At 64.7% G+C, this 19,551-nt stretch carries 17 protein-coding genes and 1 tRNA gene; 8 read left to right on the forward strand and 10 right to left on the reverse strand.

Annotated elements, in window-relative coordinates; genetic code table 11:
- Window positions 1-169: 169 nt before the first annotated feature.
- Window positions 170-1,588 carry a S41 family peptidase gene (locus AC1MH0_RS16495; protein WP_480965774.1) on the reverse strand — a complete coding sequence of 473 codons (1,419 nt, stop codon included), beginning with the start codon at window positions 1,586-1,588 and terminating at the stop codon, window positions 170-172.
- Here AC1MH0_RS16495 and AC1MH0_RS16500 point away from each other — a divergent pair.
- Window positions 1,578-1,919, forward strand: a complete 342-nt coding sequence (locus tag AC1MH0_RS16500) for a hypothetical protein (protein ID WP_480965809.1) — start codon at window positions 1,578-1,580, stop codon at window positions 1,917-1,919. The genes AC1MH0_RS16495 and AC1MH0_RS16500 overlap by 11 nt on opposite strands.
- Here the strand turns inward: AC1MH0_RS16500 and yihA are convergent.
- The 6 genes from yihA to AC1MH0_RS16530 all read right to left on the reverse strand — a co-directional run bounded on the left by yihA (window position 1,912) and on the right by AC1MH0_RS16530 (window position 5,692).
- Window positions 1,912-2,529, reverse strand: a complete 618-nt coding sequence (yihA, locus tag AC1MH0_RS16505) for a ribosome biogenesis GTP-binding protein YihA/YsxC (RefSeq protein WP_056487036.1) — start codon at window positions 2,527-2,529, stop codon at window positions 1,912-1,914. The two genes, AC1MH0_RS16500 and yihA, sit on opposite strands and share 8 nt — an antisense overlap.
- A gap of 71 nt (window positions 2,530-2,600) precedes the next feature.
- On the reverse strand, window positions 2,601-4,310 hold the full coding sequence (gene yidC, locus AC1MH0_RS16510; protein WP_480963659.1) for a membrane protein insertase YidC: 1,710 nt from the start codon (window positions 4,308-4,310) through the stop codon (window positions 2,601-2,603).
- On the reverse strand, window positions 4,307-4,552 hold the full coding sequence (yidD, locus tag AC1MH0_RS16515; protein WP_480963660.1) for a membrane protein insertion efficiency factor YidD: 246 nt from the start codon (window positions 4,550-4,552) through the stop codon (window positions 4,307-4,309). The genes yidC and yidD overlap by 4 nt, the downstream gene beginning before the upstream one ends.
- A gap of 202 nt (window positions 4,553-4,754) precedes the next feature.
- A complete protein-coding gene (gene rnpA, locus AC1MH0_RS16520) occupies window positions 4,755-5,111 on the reverse strand; it encodes a ribonuclease P protein component (RefSeq protein WP_480963661.1) in 357 nt (118 codons plus the stop codon).
- Window positions 5,112-5,167: 56 nt separating this feature from the next.
- Entirely contained in the window at window positions 5,168-5,302 is a 135-nt protein-coding gene (rpmH, locus tag AC1MH0_RS16525) for a 50S ribosomal protein L34 (protein ID WP_031393806.1), read from the reverse strand.
- An 87-nt stretch (window positions 5,303-5,389) separates the two neighbouring features.
- Window positions 5,390-5,692 carry a hypothetical protein gene (locus AC1MH0_RS16530; RefSeq protein ID WP_480963662.1) on the reverse strand — a complete coding sequence of 101 codons (303 nt, stop codon included), beginning with the start codon at window positions 5,690-5,692 and terminating at the stop codon, window positions 5,390-5,392.
- A gap of 130 nt (window positions 5,693-5,822) precedes the next feature.
- On the opposite strand from AC1MH0_RS16530, the gene AC1MH0_RS16535 reads away from it, so the two are divergent.
- The 5 genes from AC1MH0_RS16535 to AC1MH0_RS16555 all read left to right on the forward strand — a co-directional run bounded on the left by AC1MH0_RS16535 (window position 5,823) and on the right by AC1MH0_RS16555 (window position 10,416).
- Entirely contained in the window at window positions 5,823-7,331 is a 1,509-nt protein-coding gene (locus AC1MH0_RS16535) for a YifB family Mg chelatase-like AAA ATPase (protein WP_480963663.1), read from the forward strand.
- Between the two features lie 66 nt (window positions 7,332-7,397).
- A tRNA-Leu gene (locus AC1MH0_RS16540) sits at window positions 7,398-7,482 on the forward strand.
- Between the two features lie 104 nt (window positions 7,483-7,586).
- A complete protein-coding gene (locus tag AC1MH0_RS16545) occupies window positions 7,587-7,841 on the forward strand; it encodes a hypothetical protein (protein ID WP_480963664.1) in 255 nt (84 codons plus the stop codon).
- Window positions 7,842-8,026: 185 nt separating this feature from the next.
- Window positions 8,027-8,626, forward strand: coding sequence for a hypothetical protein (locus AC1MH0_RS16550; RefSeq protein WP_480963665.1), 600 nt, complete (start codon window positions 8,027-8,029; stop codon window positions 8,624-8,626).
- A 566-nt stretch (window positions 8,627-9,192) separates the two neighbouring features.
- Window positions 9,193-10,416 (forward strand): MFS transporter, encoded by a 1,224-nt coding sequence (locus AC1MH0_RS16555; protein WP_480963666.1) that lies wholly within the window; start codon window positions 9,193-9,195, stop codon window positions 10,414-10,416.
- Here the strand turns inward: AC1MH0_RS16555 and AC1MH0_RS16560 are convergent.
- The gene (locus tag AC1MH0_RS16560; RefSeq protein WP_480963667.1) at window positions 10,413-11,231 is read right to left on the reverse strand and encodes a glycoside hydrolase family 16 protein; all 819 of its coding nucleotides are present in this window, start codon (window positions 11,229-11,231) and stop codon (window positions 10,413-10,415) included. The two genes, AC1MH0_RS16555 and AC1MH0_RS16560, sit on opposite strands and share 4 nt — an antisense overlap.
- Window positions 11,232-11,247: 16 nt before the next feature.
- Window positions 11,248-13,002 (reverse strand): adenylyl cyclase, encoded by a 1,755-nt coding sequence (locus AC1MH0_RS16565; protein WP_480963668.1) that lies wholly within the window; start codon window positions 13,000-13,002, stop codon window positions 11,248-11,250.
- A gap of 205 nt (window positions 13,003-13,207) precedes the next feature.
- Here AC1MH0_RS16565 and AC1MH0_RS16570 point away from each other — a divergent pair, with 205 nt between their 5' ends.
- Window positions 13,208-13,891, forward strand: coding sequence for a DUF6445 family protein (locus tag AC1MH0_RS16570; protein ID WP_480963669.1), 684 nt, complete (start codon window positions 13,208-13,210; stop codon window positions 13,889-13,891).
- 58 nt (window positions 13,892-13,949) lie between these two features.
- Here the strand turns inward: AC1MH0_RS16570 and AC1MH0_RS16575 are convergent, their stop codons facing one another.
- Window positions 13,950-16,196, reverse strand: a complete 2,247-nt coding sequence (locus tag AC1MH0_RS16575; protein WP_480963670.1) for a beta-glucosidase — start codon at window positions 16,194-16,196, stop codon at window positions 13,950-13,952.
- 204 nt (window positions 16,197-16,400) lie between these two features.
- On the opposite strand from AC1MH0_RS16575, the gene AC1MH0_RS16580 reads away from it, so the two are divergent.
- Window positions 16,401-19,481, forward strand: a complete 3,081-nt coding sequence (locus tag AC1MH0_RS16580; protein ID WP_480963671.1) for a TonB-dependent receptor — start codon at window positions 16,401-16,403, stop codon at window positions 19,479-19,481.
- Window positions 19,482-19,551: the final 70 nt, after the last annotated feature.

Consider the following 19,551-nt stretch of genomic DNA (forward strand, 5'->3'; position numbering starts at 1 on the left):
TCGGCAACCACCACCCCCAACCACCAACCACACCAAACCGGCGAAGGCCGGGGCCCAATTGGGGGACGTCGCTAACTTAGGACCGCACTCAATCACTGCGCACGTTCGTATCGGGGCCAGCCTTAGCCATAATAACCGCCCTACGGATCCTTCCCCGGGCGGTATCGCGCTAGAACGAGCCGGGCACCATCCGCTGCGCGGTGGTCGGAGCGACCGGGATCAGCAGGTCCTGACGCGTGCTCGCGGTCGTCCGTGCGGACTGTGCGCTGGCATCGCTGGTGAGCGCCGAGCAACTGCGCCCTGCCAGGAAATCGAGCGCGCGGCGGGTAGAGGCCTCGCTTGCGTCTCCGAGCGGGAAGCCGATATCGTCCGACGCGCGACAGCTTGCCTCGACGGTCGACGCGAGCCCGTCGTAGTAATTGCCGTTGCGGGCGGCGTTCTGCGTCGCGAACGCGATCACGCGGAGGCGATCGTCGCATGCCGGCTTGTCGAGCGGGATCTGACCGACGGGCTTGCCGTAGGTGTTCGTCCCGATCAGCGCGGAATTGCCGTGGAGATACGGCGTGAAGGCGTTGATCACGAGTTCGCTTGCCGAGGCGGTACCGCCGCTGCCGATGAACGCGATCCGTGTCGGGGTGATCGACTCGGGTTGCGGGGCGAAGAACCGCGTCTGGTTGTTCGATGCCTTCTCCGTGCGGAACGTCGTGTAGTCGAACACTTCGGAGGTCGATCGCCCTCCACCAAGCAGGTCGCCGAGATACTCCGCCGTCGCGACGAGACCGCCGCCATTATAGCGCAGATCGACGATGATCTTGGTCACGCCCTGCGCACGGAAATTCGCGAACGCCGTCTTCAGTGCGGGTTCGGCCGTGGAGATGAACGTACGCAGGTTGATGTAGCCGACGCGCTGCCCGCTATCGTCGATGATCTTCGCGCCATAGCGTGACGAGACCGGTTGCAGGGTGAAATCGGCCTTGGCGACGGTCACGTCCCGCGTACCGGCAGCGTCCGAGACGCGGAACACGCGCGCTGTGCCGGGCGTGTCGGGACCGAATGCGGTGGTGAGCCCGGCGGTACCTTCGGCGGCGATGATTGCGCTCACGGTGCGCAGGTTGCCCGACGTCGTACCGATCGCGAGGATTTCCGCGCCACGGTCGATACCGGCGGCCAACGCGGGTGCGCTCTCGAAAGACTCGGTGGCGAACAGCCGCTGGCCGGTCTGGTCGAGCGCGAACCGCAAGCCGAAGCCTGCACTCGATCCCGACGCGTAATAGGCGTTCTCTTCCTTGATCGACGTCAGATAGGTGAAAAACCGATCCTTCCGCTGTGCGCGGGCGGTGGCGGTCAGCGCATCGATATAGGCGTCGACCGTGGTGTAGCCCGCGGGGCTCAAGGTCGCCGGCAGCGTATCGGGGAACAGATACCATTCGCGAAGTTGAGCGGCGGCCCAGTCCTGGCGCTCGCGCAACGAACAGCCTGCGCTGGCCGTGGGGGTCGGCGTCGGCGTCGTCGCGGTACCACCGCCGGTCACATTCGTACCGCCGTCGCCGCCTCCGCAGCCGGACAGAATCGCAGCCATGGCCAACATCGCCCCGAACCGTACCCGCATCACGCAAACTCCCACCTTTTTAACAGGCTACGGAATTCATGCGGCGATGCCAGCAGGAAATCGAACTTTGACCCGATGTCGGCACATTCGCGAGGGGATCAGCGTTCGCGTTGGTCCCAAATGCCCCTTCCGGGTGGCGGAACGGGCCAATCGGGGGCGTTACTGGTTAAACAACGACCGATTTTACAACGCGTTGAACTGGCCCCCAGCCATCGCCCAGGCGGGGCCTCGGATTCATCGCAACCGGTCCGCCGCAGCCACCGATCTAGGTGCTATCGCTTCCGGCGCGCGCATCGTTTCGTTCAGCTGACCGCTTCAACGACCGCCGCACGAAGTTCGGGAATACCCATGCCGTATTCGCTCGACGTGACGAGGATGTCGGGATGCGCGGCGGGACGCTTGCGCGCCTCGGCCGCGGTGCGTTCGGTGACCTCGACCAGCTCGGACGCCTTGATCTTGTCCGCCTTGGTCAGGACCATGCGGTAGCTGACCGCGGCCTTGTCGAGCATCTCGAGGATCTCGCGGTCGACGTCCTTGATGCCGTGGCGCGAGTCGATCAGTACGAGCGCGCGCTTGAGAACGTCACGGCCGCGCAGGAAGTCGTTGATCAGGAAGCGCCATTTCTTGACCACGTCCTTGGGCGCCTTGGCGAACCCGTAGCCGGGCATGTCGACCAGGCGGAACGCGAGCGGGGCGCCGACGTCGAAGAAGTTCAGCTCCTGCGTGCGGCCCGGCGTGTTCGACGTGCGCGCCATCGAGTTGCGCCCGGTGAGCGCGTTCAACAGCGACGACTTGCCGACGTTCGAGCGACCGGCGAACGCCACTTCCGGCACCGACGCGTCGGGCAGGAACTCGAGCGTCGGCGCCGACTTCAGGAAGCCCACATGCCCCGCGAAAAGCTTGCGCGCATGCTCGAGCATCTCCGGCGTGAACGGCGCGTCGGTCTGCTCGAGGTCGGGGCCTAGATCCGAACCGGGGGTAGGAACGTCGTTCACTTGGTCACCGGCGCTTTCAGGCCCGGATGGCGGGCGTACAACAGCTTCTGCTGGATGATCGTCAGGCAGTTCGACGTGATCCAGTACACCTGGAGGCCGACCGCGAACGGCGCCATCACGAACATCAGCACCCATGGCAGCAGCTTGAAGACCTGCTTCTGCGTGTCGTCCATCGGCGTCGGGTTCAGCTTGAACTGGAAGTACATGCTGATGCCGAGGATGATCGGCACGACGCCGATCGCGATCATGTGCGGCGGCGTGAACGGCAGCAGGCCGAACAGGTTGAGCGGCGTCAGTGGATCGGGTGCGGACAGATCCTTGATCCACGCGACGAACGGCTGGTGACGCATCTCGATCGTCAGCATCAGCACCTTGTACAGCGCGTACATGATCGGGATCTGGAGCAGCGTCGGCGCGCAACCCGCGAGCGGATTGACCTTCTCCGCCTTGTACAGCGCCATCACTTCCTGCTGCATGCGGACCTTGTCGTCCTTATACTTCTCCTGCAGCAGCTTCATTTTCGGCTGGACGGCGCGCATCGCGGCCATCGACTTGAACTGGCGCTGTGCGATCGGGAACAGCAGGCCGCGGATCGTCACGGTCAGCAGGATGATCGCCAGACCGAAATTGCCGACCGTCCGGTACAGCCAGTCGAGGTAATAGAAGATCGGCTTCTCGACGATCCGGAACCAGCCCCAGTCGATCGCATAGTCGAGCTTGGCGACACCGCCGGCCTGATCGGTATAGCGATCGAGAAGGCGGACTTCCTTGGCGCCGGCGAAGAACCGCGAAACTTGCGTGATCGACTGGCCGGGGGCGACCTGCTTGGGCTGGAGCGCGTAGTCGGCCTGGTACGCCTTGTTGGCGCCGGCGCGGAACTGGCCGTCGAACGCCTGGCTCTGGTCGGGCACGAGCGCGGTCAGCCAGTATTTATCGGTGAAGCCGAGCCAGCCGCCGGTCGTGGTGAACTTCTGCGCGGCTTCGTCGATGTCCTTGTAGTTCGGACGGTAATGCGCGCCGCCATTGTCGACCGACATCGGTCCGACATGGATCGTCATCGACGACGGATCCTTCGAGATGCCGACGCGGTTGACGAGGCCGTAGGGCGCGACGGGGACGGGCGCAGTGCCGGCATTGAGGACGGTCTGGCGGACCGTGAACATGTAATCCTGGTCGACCGCGATCTGGATGCGGAAGCGCTGGCCGGTGGCGTTGGTCGCGTCGAGCGTGACCGGCGTGGTCGGGGTCAGCGTGGTCGCGCCGGATGGCGTCCAGACGGCATCGGCAGCAGGTGGGGTCAGGCCCTGCGCGCGCCAGCCGAAGCTTGCGAAATAGGCGTCGGGTGCGCCGGCGGGCGACAGCAGGCGGATCGGCGGCGAGTTCTTCGCGACGGTCTCGTCATAGCCCTTGAGCACGAGATCGTCGATCCGCGCGCCCTTGAGGTTGATCGAGCCGGACACGCGCGGCGTCTCGATGCGGATACGCGGGGTGCTGGCGATCACGGCGTTGCGGTCGCCGATCGCGGCGGCGCCGTCCGCGGCCGGATCGGCGGCGGGGTTGGCGATGGCCTTGGTCTTGCCGCCTTCGATCTTCGTGACCGGCGGATTCGCGGTCGGGAAGAACTTGCCCTGGATCAGCGGCCATCCGAACAGGATCAGCGCCGCGATCACCGCGAACAGCACGAAATTCTGCTTGTCGTCTTTCACAGGGCGGCGTCTTTCAGTTTCTTGTCGATGTCTGGGACCGGATCGGGGCCGTACCCGCCCCACGGATGGCAACGCGCGATACGCTTCGCCGCCAACCAGCCCCCCTTGAGCGCGCCATAGCGCCCAACGGCCTCGATTGCATAGGCGGAACACGAAGGATCGTAGCGGCAACTCGACGGCAGGACGAGCGAGGGCCCGAGTTGCCATGCGCGGGCGATGAGGATGACGAGGCGCGCTAGCATGATGTCGCCGAGCCTCGGAGACCCTCAGATTGTTTCCCCGCGAAGGCGGGGACCCAGCCTGGGCTCCCGCCTTCGCGGGAGAACAAGGGGCGGGGGATAACGGTAAGTTGGAACTCGCAACCGCGTTGTCCCACGCTTGCTACCACCCCGGCGAAGGCCGGGGCCCAGTTGGGGAACGTAGCTGACGAAGGGCGGTGCTGCATCACGGCCGCTTTCCCACCTGGGCCCCGGCCTTCGCCGGGGTGGAGGGGTTCGCAGCACTAGTGGTGTTCGCTACCGAGGTAGCAGGCAATTGAGGCGTGACCTTGCGAAACGCCTTACCGAGCTCCGTCCGCAACAGCGCGAAATCGCGCTCGACGCCGCCATTACGCCCGATCAGCACATGATCGGCCCCGGCAACGCCGCGCTCCGCCAACAGCTCACGCGCCAACGCACGCAACCGCCGTTTCATGCGGTTCCGGACGACGGCGTTGCCGATCTTCTTGGTGACGGTGAAGCCGATTCGCATCGTCTCGTCACCGTCATCGCGGGGGCGCATGAGCAGGACGAATCCCGGCATCGGTGCGCGCTTCCCCGCATTCGCCGCGAGAAAATCGCGGCGCTTGTCGAGTATGGTTAGGCCGACAGCTTCTTGCGACCGCGGGCGCGGCGTGCGTGAATCACTGCCCGGCCGCCGACCGTCGCCATCCGTGCGCGGAAGCCGTGACGGCGTGCGCGTACCAGGTTGCTCGGCTGAAAGGTCCGCTTCATTGGTCATTCCCTAGGTCATCAAATAGAAAACGGCCGCCACGGGGACGGCCTTGATGGCTGGGCGCTTACGGAAAGGGCGGCGGTAAGTCAATTCGCACCCGTCGTAACGGTCGTGTTTTTGGCGGCCTTGGCCCGCTCGTGCCGACGCATCGCGCTCTGTCGCCGCATCATCCGGTCGACGAAATGCCCAGTCCGTGGCCAGCGCCGCTTCAGCCGCGCCCATCTCAGCCGCGCCCACCGCGAATTGCGCAGGACGAGGACCATACCTCCTGCGAACAGAAAGATGCCCGCGGGTCCCGGCAGGGGGGCGAGCAGCGGCGCGGCGACGATCAACAGCACCCCGAGCACCAACTGGCCGACGCGGAGGATAGGGGAGCGGACTGCTTTCACGGGAGGCATGTGGGTCCGGTGTATTAGGTTCGCAAGACGGCGCGGCCGAAGGCGTTCGGGCCGCACGTCCTTGCAGACATGGCAAATCGGGTATGAATAAGGCGTGACGTCGTGTCGCGGGGGAGCGGGCATGGCGGCGATCGTGGCGACGGTGGCGTATCTGGGGCTTGAGGCCCGCGCGGTCGAGGTGCAAGTCCAACTGATTCCAGGACTTCCCGCGTTCAACGTGGTCGGATTGGCGGACAAGGCGGTCGGCGAAAGTCGGGAGCGGGTGCGCGGCGCGATCGCCGGGATGGGGTTGTCGCTGCCGCCGAAGCGCATCGCGGTGAACCTGTCGCCCGCCGATCTGCCGAAAGAAGGATCGCATTTCGATCTACCGATCGCGCTCGCGCTGCTGGCGGCGATGGGCGTGGTCGATGCCGAGGCGTTGGCGGATTACGTGATCGTCGGCGAACTCGGGCTCGACGCGCGGATCACCGCTTCGCCGGGCGTTTTGCTCGCAGCGTTGCATGCGTCGGAGTTGGGGAAGGGGCTCGTCTGCCCGGCCGCGCAAGGGTCGGAGGCGGCGTGGGCAGGCGAGATCGAGGTGATCGCCGCGCCGGACCTTTTGTCGTTGCTCAACCACTTCAAGGGACACGGCCTGCTCAGCCCGCCAAAGCCGGGCATTGCCGAGACGGCCGATCACGGTCCTGACCTGCGGCAGGTCAAAGGACAGGAGACGGCCAAGCGTGCGCTCGAGATCGCCGCCGCCGGATCGCATAATCTGCTGATGGTAGGACCGCCCGGCTCGGGCAAGTCGCTGATGGCCTCGTGCCTGCCCGGCATCCTGCCTCCGCTCGACCCTGCCGAAGCACTCGAAGTGTCGATGGTCCAATCGGTGGCCGGCACGCTCTCCGGCGGCCGCGTGACCCGCACCCGGCCGTTTAGAGCACCGCACCATTCCGCCTCGATGGCTGCGCTGACGGGCGGCGGGCTGAAGGTGAAACCCGGCGAGGTCAGCCTTGCGCATCTCGGCGTGCTGTTTCTCGACGAACTCCCGGAGTTCCAGCGTGCCGTGCTCGATTCGCTTCGACAGCCGTTGGAGACAGGTACGGTCAGCGTCGCGCGGGCCAACGCGCACGTCACCTTCCCGGCGCGGGTCCAGTTGATCGCCGCGATGAACCCGTGCCGCTGCGGGCATCTTGGCGACGCCAGCCTGGCCTGTGCGAGAGCGCCCAAATGCGCGGCGGATTATCAGGCGAAGGTTTCGGGCCCGCTACTCGATCGCATCGACCTCCACATCGACGTCCAGGCGGTCAGCGCCGCCGACCTGATCCTGCCGCCACCGACCGAAGGGTCCGCGGAAGTCGCGGCGCGCGTTCTCGCGGCCCGGTCGATCCAGGCAAGCCGCTACCGCGACCACCCGGTTCGTACCAACGCGGAGGCGGACGGCGCGTTGCTCGACGCCGTCGCCACGCCGGACGAGGCGGGGCGCCGGCTACTCGCCCAAGCCGCCGAGGCGATGCGCCTGACCGCGCGCGGCTATACCCGGATCCTGCGCGTCAGCCGCACGATCGCCGACCTGGCCGGTAGCGAGACCGTCGGCCGCATCCACGTCGCCGAGGCGCTCAGCTATCGTCGCCAGCCACCGAGAAACTGAAGAAGCGCGATTGCGACACCAAGTGGCTTGCGGCGGACGAAAGCTTCGTCTAGCCAACCCGCCGCTGCCCCTGTGGCGAAATTGGTAGACGCGACCGACTCAAAATCGGTTGCCGCAAGGCATGCTGGTTCGATTCCGGCCAGGGGCACCAACCACGAATTCCAACGCATCCCAAACCGTCCCGCAAGGGGCGGTTTGTGGTGCTGTTACAGGGTTGTGCGGTGTCCCACTCAGCGACTATCATCTGGGGGCATTTTGGGGGTACCAATTTCTTTGGGTGGGGGCACCGTTTTTTCCGAGCAGGACGCCTGCGAGGAAATCTATGACCCTATCGAGCAACTGCTCGACGGGATCGAAGCTTCCGCCAGCTTAGATGCCAAAGCCCAGTCGATTATACGGCGCTTGTCAGCTGTCACAGCAGCCGGGGAAAGCGGGTTCGACGACATTGTTGGGCGCTCCCTAGGCTTCTTCCGGCGCAAGGAACTCAATGTCCATGCGGCGGATCAGTGACTCCGGCGTCGGTGTGTCGCGCTTGATGCTGCTGAGAAGGCATTGGAAGATCCCCCGTCTTGGACTGGCAGCGGGAAATCGCAGTCTGCAATGGCGTGCCTCCAAGGCTTGTCGAAAGACTCGCGGAGTTTGCGAACGAGGCGCCGGTCGACAGTGGAGCAACGGAAGACTGGATCAATTAGCTCTTGAGCGTTGTCGCCGAGCACCCGCTAGACCTTGGCATCTTAGTCAGGGAGGCTGCGCTCGAATCCGTGTTCGGCCGGGCTTACACAAACACGACTAGGCCAAAGGCTACGGCCGAGCGCATTATCAAGGCCCTCCAGCACTTGATATCGATGTGGTGTGGCGGCCATACGTTAGTCGAGATCGAGAACTGGTTGCTCGCCTATGTCTGGAAGCACGAAGGGAAGGTCACGCAGAAGGCAAGCCGCTCGTCGACGGCGCAACGCGCGCGCCGGTTTGTGATACGGATCGCCCCAGACATTGGCTTTCTATGCGGTGTCCTTGGACAGATCGTCTCCCATAGGGCTGCTGCCGGCGATGGCCCTTCGCTCCCGGTAATCGAAATGCTGCCGCAGATGGTGCGTGCCGGCGACCATGATCGCCATCATTCTGCCCTCCGGCAAATGAGTACGGTGGCGTCGCGAGCTGAAACGTTTGAAGCCGCGGCCGGGCTAGCCAAATACTTTTCTGCTGAGTCGTCGGCGAAAATGGATGCTGTGAGGAATGAGGTCACCAACGCCCTAGTGATCCAATCGCTGGGAGACTTCGATAAGGACGATTAAGAATGCCGATTCCTATCGCTTTATGGAAGGCGATCTCAGCGTTGCGCGCCATGGCTGTGAAGGGACCGGTAACGGCAAACCGCGTCGAACAGATATGTCCATCTGGGTGCATCAATCTGCATCTGCCACTAGCGCCGGATACCGTCCCCCCGAAGCCAAATTCTTGGGCGGGTCTGCAACACGTCCGTAGATTGCATCAAAAGCCATACAGAAAGCTCGCGGGCGAGGCGGGAGTTCTTGCGTCGTATTCGGGTATGCAACTTGGACCCCACTTTGGTGGAAAGCGGCCCGGCCGCTTTCGGGCGGCGATCGCGGTAACCGGCCGTTCGTTCAGTTGATGGGGTAGGGGCGTGTTAGCAGGTTTCTATTCGTGAGCGGCATGGCCGTTTTGCTTGCGTCGATTGCGGCAAGACGCTGCCAAATGACTGACTTTGGGTCCTTGGCGCTGAGCGTTCGGAAGGTTTTGTCCACTACCTTGGTCTAGTCTTTGGAATCGCTTCGTCTAGTGCAACCCATTTGATTACAGCCAGTTGCTTGCCTAGTTGCCGTCAGCCTAGAGCGGGACGATGGCCCGCCGACCCGCTCTCCTAAATACGGCGCAAGCCAACGATCGCAGCTTAACCGGCTTCCTGCTGATCTTAGCGTTAGCCTATATCGGTGGTGTCGTTGGTTACCTGCCGTTACTAACGCTGTTGCTGCCTGTGAGGGTTGACGCAGTCGCGGGCGCAGGGCGACTCGGTGTCCTCGCTGCGATCGTTGTCTTAGGGGGGGTGTCAGCTAGCCTGTCTAACATTGCGTTCGGCTGGCTTAGCGACCGATCGGTGACACGCGGCGGCGGGCGGAGGGCGTGGGTTGGCACGGGGGTCGCTGCTACGGCGCTGTCCTACGCCGCAATCACTATGGCGACGTCGCCCACTGGCGTGATCTTGTCCATTTCTGCGTTCCAGGTCGCGGTGAACGCGCTGCTTGCGCCTATGCTGGCAATCATGGCGGACGAAGTGCCAGATGCGCAGAAGGGCATGGCGGGAGGTTTGCTCGCGATGGCAAATCCGGTTGCATCGGCACTGGCGGCGGCGCTCATGGCGGCGGCCGCCCTGACTGATGCGGCGCGCTTGGCGATCATTCTGATCGTGGTGGTTGCCTGTACGATACCTCTGCTCTGTACTCGCGCGCAACCGGTCGAGCCAGATGGCAGTCAGACCGTACCGATGAAGGCCGTCCTGGACCACGATCTGGCGCTGGCATGGACCGCACGCCTGCTCGTCCAGATCGCCGGCAGCGCGTTGTTCGTCTATCTCTTATATTATTTCGAAAGCATCGCGCCGACGATCGCGCCGGTCACGATCGCGGCGCGGATGGGGACGGTGATGATCGTCGCGTACACCGTGCCTCTGCCAGTCGCGGTGCTGGTCGGTCGGTTCGCGGATCGGTCCGGTCGAACCAAGCCGTTCCTTTTCGCTGCGGCGATTATCGCTGCCGCGGGACTGGTCGGTATGGCCGTCGCGCACGACTTCACCAGCGGTGCCGTCGCGTTCTGCGTCTATACCGCCGGCGCGTCGGTCTTCCTCGCGCTTCACGCGTCGTTCGCCATGCAGTTGCTGCCCGATCCTCGTCATCGCGGGCGCGATCTGGGGGTTCTGAACCTGACCAACACGTTGCCGGGGCTGCTTGGCCCCGCGCTCACATGGACACTCGCAACCCCGAGGGACTTTCATGTAGTGATGCTGGTCCTCGCCGCGCTGACGCTGTGCGGCGGGCTGATCATCCTCGCCGCACGCGGCCGACGTTAGCGGGAGCGCCAGTAGCGGACGTAATCCACCGTCATCCGCTGCGGAAAGGCGCCATCGTCGATGCCCTTCTGGCCGCCCCAGTCGCCGCCGACCGCGAGGTTCAGGATCACGTTGTAGGGACGCGTGAACGGCCATGCCGCCTTGCCGCCGGGCTGGTCGTTTGCGACGCGCATGATCGCACGGCCATCGATACCGATCGTGATAACATCGGCACGCCAATCGAGTTGATAGCGATGATACGCGGTGCATGCCGTCGTGATCTGGGCCTGGCCGCCGCGCTGCGTACCCTTGACGTGATTGAAGGCGCCACTGTGGACCGTCGCGTGAACGATGCCGGCGTCCCAGCCGACCATCTCCATCACGTCGATCTCGCCTTCGTCGGGCCATGTGCCGCCGGACGGGAGCAGCCAGACCGCCGGCCAGCTGCCACGACCGCAGGGCAGTTTCGCGCGGATCTCGTAAAAGCCATAGCCACGTGGTTCGCGCGAGACGAGCTTGGCCGACGTATAGCCCTGACCACCCCAGTCCGCGAACCGCGTCTTGTCCAACGTCTCGCGGCGCGCCTCGATCACCAGCGCGCCGTGCTCGATCCGGGCGTTCTCGGCGCGGTCCTTGGCGTAATATTGACGCTCGTGATTGTACCAGCCTTCGGCATTCCGCGAGACGTCGAAGCGCCATTTGGTCTGGTTGATTGCCTTGCCGTCGAACTCGTCGGCGAAGCTCGGCCTGCCCTTCGGCGCGGGCATCGGCCCGCTCACGCTGTAGTTTGTCGCACCCAGGGTGGCAGCTTGCGCCGCTAATATCAGCAGGATCATCGAATGCCCCTAGTGCTCATGGATAGCGGACCAGCGTCTGGCGGACGGCACCCGTTCGCGCTGCGGCGCCTGCGTCGTTGACCAGATGCGCGATCGTCCCTTGGCCGGTGCCGAGCGAGATGGTCGTGATGCTTGCGAAGCGAACGCCCGGTCGGCGTGGTGCCTCGATCGCGCTCTCCAGTACGATCGTCGGATCGGCGGTGAAGTTGGCGTAGATCCCCAGCCCGGTCGCGTCATGCGCCGTGACGGTATCGGCGACCTTGTACGCGGCCCAGCCTCGCGTCGTGCCCGCCATATACGCGCGCTGGCTGGGGGGATCGTAGGGGAGTTCGCACTGGTAGAAATTGGTCCGGCCGCGCTCGCCGTTCCACGTCACCTGATATTTCTGGAAATGCTCGACGAACAGGCCGTGGAGGGTGACGTCGTCGCCGTTGACGACCAGGCCCTGGTCGGCGGTGCTCTCGGTCCAGCCGACATGGACGCGGCCGGTCTCGCGATCGCCGTGGTCGGCGCGCCAGATCCAGAGATGATCGCCGATCACATGGTGGCTGTTGATCTCAAGGCAGGTCTGCACCTTGCCGGCGGTCGCGCCGCCGACACGGAAGAACAGGTCGGCGAGCAGGGTCGGGTTGCGGCTGTGATCGCGCCTGGCGCCGCGCGGGCCGACCTGGACGAGGATCGGCGTTTCGATCGGTCCGGCGTCGATCAACAGGCCGGCGATCGCAACACCCGGAACGTCCGCGACGACGATCGCGGCCGAGCCGTTTTCGGCGAGTAGCGTCGCCAGCCCCAGGCCGAGTACGACCGTGCCGGCATGGTCGATCCGCAGGGGTTCGCGGATACGGTAGATGCCGGGGGTGAGCAGAAGATGCTTACCCGCCGCCAGTGCCGCGTTGATCGTGGCAATCGGCGTATCGGGGTGGGCGATCAGGAACCGCGACAGTGGAATCGACGACCCCGCAGGTGCATCCTTGGTCCAGCTCGTGTCCCGGGAGTCGCGGCGGGCGGCGGGAACGAAGACCGCCCAGCTGCCTGTCGGCGTGACGTGCAGGAAGGGTTTCTCGCGGACCACCGATACGGACGGCAGGCTGGTGTAGGGCGGCTCGGGGAAGCTCGTCTCCGGGGCGCCCTCGACGCCGGCGAACATCATGTTCCAGTTCGATCCGCGCCACCCGCCGATATGACTGTTGCGGGTGAACCATTGCTGCTGCGTGCCGGACCGCACCGTCCCGTCGATCCGGCAATCCGCCATGAACCCGCCACTGGACCAGCCGGCATCGTCGAGCGCCAGGTCACCTTGCAGGTGGATGCGGCGATAGGGTGCGGCCTGCGACACCGCCCAGCGATCCGCGCCATCGGCTGGCCGTACCGCCAGATTCTCGACGCCGCGCCAGAAATTGACGAGCGCCATGCCCTTCGCCCAATCGGCTTCGGCATGGACATGCCCGTCGATGACGACGTCGCCGGGCAAGCGCCCGAGCCCGGCGACCTGGGTGAAGAAACCGACGTTCACATCAGCTGCGTAACGGCCCGGTTTGAACAGGATCGCGTGGCGCGCGTCGGTGAAGTGTGCGCGCTCCTGCGCGGCGAAGATGGCGTCGAGCCGAGCCTGGACTTGGTCGCGGGGCATCGAAGAATCGACGACGAAGACGTTGGGGCCGAAATCCGGCGGGGCTACGGCTTTCGCGGCTGCAGCGTTCGGCAACGCTGCAGCGAGGCCCGTAACTGCCAATCCTTCCAGAACGGATCGGCGCGTCGGATCATGCTTCAAGCTAGGCCTCCCTTCCTTTTGCCCCGACCCTGTCGCCGCATCGCGAGGCCCGTTTCGGTAACGACGAGCGGACTAGGCCAAGCATCGGTGCACCTCAATGCCCTCATTCGACTGCGGCCTCTCGCGGTGCGCATCGGCTTGGTGAAGAACGGCCGCGCGCGCTACATGGCGCGGGTACGGGAACTTCGCTTGCAGGACGGACACGATGATCGAACCGGTATTCACGTTGCACTGCGTCGGACGCGAGGCGCAGCCGGTGGTGGTGATCGACGGGTTCGCAGCCGATCCCGATGCGTTGCGTACCGCTGCGCTGCGGGCGCCGTTCGAGCCTGCCGCGCATCATTATCCGGGGATCCGGGGTGCGCTGCCCGCAACCTATGTCGACCGGCAGTCCGCGGTGCTGGCGGAGATCCTCGGGCCGATGTTCGGACGGACGGGCCCGGTCGACGTGATCGATGCGAGCTTCTCGATCGTGACCACGCCCCCCGGTGACCTCGATGTCCGCCAGCGCCTTCCGCACTGCGACGCGTTCGGTACGGAGCGGATCGCGCTGGTCCATTACCTCTCGCTGGACGACGGCGACGGCACCGCATTCGTCCGCCATCGGTCGACCGGGTTCGAGACCGTGGACGAGAACCGCGCGCCCATCTTCTTCGGACAGCTCGAAGCCGAGATGCGCCTGGGGAGCGTACCGCCGCCCGCCTATGTCTTCGACGACACGCCGTTGTTCGAGCGCACCCTGACGGTGGAGGCACGATACAACCGTGCGCTCGTCTATCCGAGCTATCTTTTGCACAGCGGCGCGATCAGGCCGGATGCCATACTCGCATCCGATCCGGCCAAGGGGCGGCTGACGGTCACCGCGTTCCTGTCGGTGGGCAGCGCGTAGAGTCCGGTCGATCCGCACCGAACCCCGCGCCGCCCGGCGCAGCGCGGGGGTGCGATCGTCAAGGCTTGATCGTCGCAGCCGTGACCGTCGCGGTCGATACTATGCTGCGGTCGCTCGCGTCTCGGGCGAGGGCTACGCGGTACCGGCCGCCGGCGACGCGCCAGCCGGGCAGCTTGGTGTCGTAGTCCGCGAGGATGCGCGGCTCAGCGACGAGCGTCACGCGGGTCGATTGGCCGGGTTTCAGCGTCACCCGCCGGAACCCGGCAAGCCGCATCGGCGCGTTTGAGCCTTCGCGCATCACGTACATCTGCGGCACGTCGGCGCCCGCAGTGCGGCCGGTGTTGATGACATCGAAGCTGACGCTGAGCGTGGCACCCCCGGTGACGACCGGGTTGCGGTAGGAAAAGCCGGTGTAGCTGAGGCCGTAACCGAACGGGAACAGAGGCGTGGCACGCGTTTTCTCGTACCAGCGATAGCCGACGTCTGCGCCCTCGACATAGTCTACCGGAAAGCTCGGTAGCTGATGCTCGCTGGCATGGCCGGGATCGGCGGCGGCCTGGGCCTCGGCTGTACTCAGCCTGTCCAGTCCGACCGGTGCGGATCGAGGCGCCTGCGACGCAGCGGCCGGGAAGGTGATCGGCAACCGGCCCGAGGGATTGACCCGTCCGGTCAGGATGTTGGCGATCGCCGGTCCGCCGCGCTGGCCGGGATACCAGGCCTGCACGACGGCGGGTACCGCCGACAGCCATGGCATCAATACCGGGCCACCCGTTTCCATCACCGCCACGGTCCTGGGCTGTGCCGCCGCGACTGCCGCGATCAGGTCGTCCTGATGGTCGGGCAGCGAGAGGTCGGCGACGTCCTGCGCCTCGGTGGTCCACTGCGTCGCGAAGATGATCGCGACGTCCGCGGCCTTGGCGGCGGCGGCGGCGGCCACCGGATCGCGACCGTCGATCCAGGTGACCTTTGCCTGCGGCATCGCGGCGCGGATAGCCAGGAGTGGCGAGGACGCGTGCCATGTGACGCGCGCGAACGACATCGCGGCGCCGGTCGTCAGGGGAATCTCGACGGGAGCGCCACCCACCGACCGCACCTGGCTCGAACCGCCGCCCGACAGCACGCCGACATCGGCGCGACCGCCGATCAACACGACGCGCTTGGCAGTGCGAGCGAGCGGCAGGACGTTGCCCTCGTTCTTCAGCAGGACGATGCCGGCTTCCGCCGCACGCTGCGCGACCTCGGCATGCGCCGCATACGGGATAGCCTGCGGCACGCTTGCCGGCGCGTCATAGGCACCGGTCTCGATCAGCCCGGTCAGGTAGCGCGTCACCATGTCGTCGAGGCGCGCCACGGGTACGCGGCCGGCCTGGACATCGGCCTTGAGCGCCTCCGCGAAGTAGATCTGCCGGTCCAGCTCCTGGCCCGATTCCTGGTCGAGCCCGGCGTTGGCAGCCTTGGCGGTCGAATGCACCGCGCCCCAATCGCTCATCACCCAGCCGTGATAACCCCAGTCGCGCTTCAGCACGTCGTTCAGCAGGTGCGCATTCTCGCACGCCAAGTCGCCGTTCACCTTGTTGTAGGCGCACATGACCGAGCCCGGCTTGCCGGTCTCGATCGCGATCTCGAACGCGAGCAGGTCGCTCATCCGCAGCGCAGCCTCGCCGATCCGCGCGTCGACCACGGTGCGCCCGGTCTCCTGCGAGTTCAGCGCGAAGTGCTTGACCGTCGAGACGATCCGGTTCGACTGGACACCGGCGATGTGCGCGCCCGCCATCGTGCCGGCCAGCAGCGGATCCTCGCCGAGATATTCGAAGTTGCGTCCGTTCCAGGGATCGCGCGTCAGGTTGACGCCGCCTGCCAGCAGCACGTCGAAGCGTTTTGCTCGGGCCTCGGCGCCGATCATCGCCCCGCCCGCGCGGGCGATCGACGGATCGAACGTCGCCGCAGTGGCGAGGCCGGAGGGAAGGGCGGTCGCCACGTCGCCCTTGCGCTGCTCGACCTGGTTGGCGACGCCGAGCGAGGCATCGCTTTCGCGGATCAGCGGAACGCCGAGACGGGGAATACCGTCGATGTGCCCCGCCGACGGGATCAGCTCGTTCGGCGTCTTGCCCTTGGCGAAGGGCGGGAAGAGGCCGTGGACAAGCGCGATCTTCTCGTCGAGCGTCATCTTCGCGACGATCGCTATGGCACGCAGACGTGCGTCCTGAGCCGCGGCCCTCGGGGTGGCTTCACGCGCTACCGTGGCGCTGCTCATTCCACATAGAAGCGTGGCGCCCAGCAACATGCTCCGCATCGTCCTTGCCATTCCCGGATCCTCCCCTGTGTTTTGCGGTCGCAGCCGGTGCTTCCGGCGTCATACCTATTTATCGGCGCTAGACAGCACATTCGGTGAACGTTCACAACTGGGCGATTACAGCGCGTTGCAGGCTTGACATATTTTCGACTTTGGCAGAGGGGAACGTTCTCAATTAAAGAACGGCGCGGGGGAAACTGCGCCGACACAGGGAGGATGATGATGGGGCGCTCCAGCACCCGTTTGGCTACGCGACTCGCACTCGGCGCGTCGATGCTCGCACTTGCGGGCTATCCGATGATCGCGGCAGCGCAGGATACGTCCTCGACCATGGGCAATCCTGGTCCGTCGACGATTCAGGACAGTCCTGCGACCACCGACGCGACGAAGACGCAGAGCACGGGTGTCGCTGATGGTACCGATGCGAGCGGTGGCGAAATCGTCGTTACCGGTATCCGCGCGAGCCTTCGCAAGTCGATCGATCTGAAGCGCGATGCGCAAGGTATCGTCGATGCGATCTCGGCCGAGGATATCGGCAAGTTTCCCGATACCAACCTTGCTGAATCGCTGCAGCGTATCACCGGCGTGTCGATCGACCGCTCGAACGGCGAAGGGCAGTTCGTCACCGTCCGCGGCTTCGGCCCCGAATACAATCTCGTCACGCTGAACGGTCGCCAGCTCGCGACCTCGATCATCGGCGACGGCAACAGCGCGCCGGTGTCGCGTTCGTTCGACTTTGCCAACCTTGCGTCGGAGGGCGTTGCGGCGCTCGAAGTCTACAAATCGGGCCGTGCAAGCGTGCCATCGGGCGGCATTGGTTCGACGATCAACATCCGCACCCCGCGGCCGTTCGACAAGATGGGCCTGCGTGGATCGCTGTCGGCGCGCGGCGTGATGGACACGTCGCAGAACGGCAAGAACGACATTACGCCGGAAGTGTCGGGGATCATCTCCGACACGTTCGCCGACAACCGGATCGGCATCCTGTTGCTCGGCTCGTTCCAGGAGCGGCACTTCAGCGCGAACCAGGCCAATGTCGGCTTCCGCGACGGTTATCTCGGCTCGGAAAACAACTGGGGTTCGCTCGCGCAGCCCGGCGATCCGCGCGCGGCCAACATCACCAACCGTCCCGATCCGACCGACGTCTATCAGGTGCCGCAGAATGCCGGCTACGACGTGATCAACGGCAAGCGCCAGCGCATCAACGGGCAGGCCGTGCTGCAGTTCAAACCGACCGACTCGCTGACTGCGACGGTCGACTATACCTACTCACGCAACACGATCGACATCCGCGATAACAGCGTGGGTATCTGGTACAATCACAACGATACGTCGAGCGCCTGGACAGATGGTCCGATCGCCGGCCCGGTCTTCTATTCGGAGCGGTTCGGCGCGGGCGAGACCAAGGATCTCGCCTATTCCGCCTCGCAGACTTCGGCACGCAGCGAGAACAAGGCGCTTGGCGGCAATCTGACCTGGAAGGCGCCGGGCGGCGTCACCATGGTGCTCGACGTCAATCACTCGACCGCGGAATCTAAGCCGAACAGCCCGTATGGCAACAGCAACTCGGTCGGCACCGCCGTCTTTGGCATTCAAAGCCAGACGATCAATTTCGAGAACAAGCTGCCGGTTATCTCTTTCAACACCTATACGGGGATCGATCCGCTCAACGCTGCGAACATCGTCCCGACCGGCAATGCGTTCCGCAATTCCTACTTCCGCGACGAGATCAACCAGATCCAGGTGAAGGGGCATTACGACCACGAGGACGGCTTCCTCGACAGCCTCGACTGGGGCGTTCAGTACACCGACAACAAAGTGCGGTCGGCGTACAGCGTGCTGCAGAACGACACCTGGGGTGGAACTGGCGGCGACAGCGCGGCACAGCGCGCGGCGGCGGCGGCGCTGCTGCCGGACAACCTTTTCAGTCTCACCAGCATCCCGGACAAGTTCAAGGGACTCAGCGGCGCCAACGACCCGAACATCGTCAAGTCGTTCTATACGTTCGACCTGCCAAGCGTCGTCAAGCTGCTAGATCAGGCGTACAAGATCTGCGGTGGCAACGGGCAGTGCCTGATTCCGTACACCACCGACTCGCGGGTTCGGGAAAAGACGATTGCGCCTTACTTCCAGTTCAATGGCAAGTTCGAGGTGGCATCGGTGCCGGGCCACATCATCGGGGGCATCCGTTACGAGACGACCAACGTCACCGCGTCCGCGCTCGTACCAACCCCGTCCAGCGCACGCCAGAACTCGCAGAACGAGTTCAACATCCTTTTCTCGGGCACGGGGTTCACGTCGTTCCGAGGGCAGTACCAGAACTGGCTTCCTTCGGTCGACTTCGACGTCGAACCGCTGGAAAGCGTGAAGCTGCGTGCATCCTATAGCCACACCATCACGCGTGCGGACTATGGCAGCCTGCAGGGCGGCCAGCGGCTCGACACGCTGTTCCGTGTCGGTGGTGGCACCGGATCGGTCGGCAACCCGAACCTCATCCCGTACAAGTCGAAGAACATCGATCTGTCGGCGGAATGGTATTACGGCAACGAGAGCTACATCTCGGTCGGCTATTTCCACAAGAACGTCGCGAACTACATCGGCAACACGGTCGTCAACACCAACATTGCCGGCATCACTTCGCCGACGACGACGTTCAACGGCGTGACGCAGAACGGCCCGCGGTATCAGGCGGCCGTCAACGCATTGGGTGCGAATGCCACCTTCGCACAGATCCGCGATTATATCGGCACCAACTTCCCGGGTGGCGTCGTCAACGGCACCATCATCGCGCAGCCTAACGACCCGTCCGTGAATTTCGTCATCCAGACGCCGTTCAACAGCGACCAGACCGCCAATGTCGACGGCTTCGAGTTCGCGATCCAGCATAATTTCTGGCAGACCGGCTTCGGAACGATCCTCAACTACACGATCGTCAACGGCAACCGGAACTATGACAACCGACTGCCCGCGAGTGTTTCGCAGTTCGCGATCACGGGGCTTTCGGACAGCGCCAATGCGGTGCTGTTCTATGACAAGAATGGCCTGCAGGCGCGTGTCGCCTACAACTATCGCAAGGGGTATCTCGCGGGTGCTGGCGTGAACCCGACGTACATTAATACCTATGGACAGTTCGACGTCAGCGCGAGCTATGCGATCACGAAGAACATCGCGATCTTCGTGGAGGGCATCAACGTCAACAGCGAGGATCGCGGCGGGCACCTGCGTTCGGACAACAACATCACGTTCGTCACGAAGCAGGACCCGCGCTACTCGGCAGGCGCGCGGATCACTTTCTAGGTCCGCAAAGGAAGGCCATTCTCGCGTTCGAGGATGGCCTTTCGCGCCCTCGACCGGCAAAGAGACGTCG

This window comes from Sphingomonas sp. AP28, from assembly GCF_056680455.1.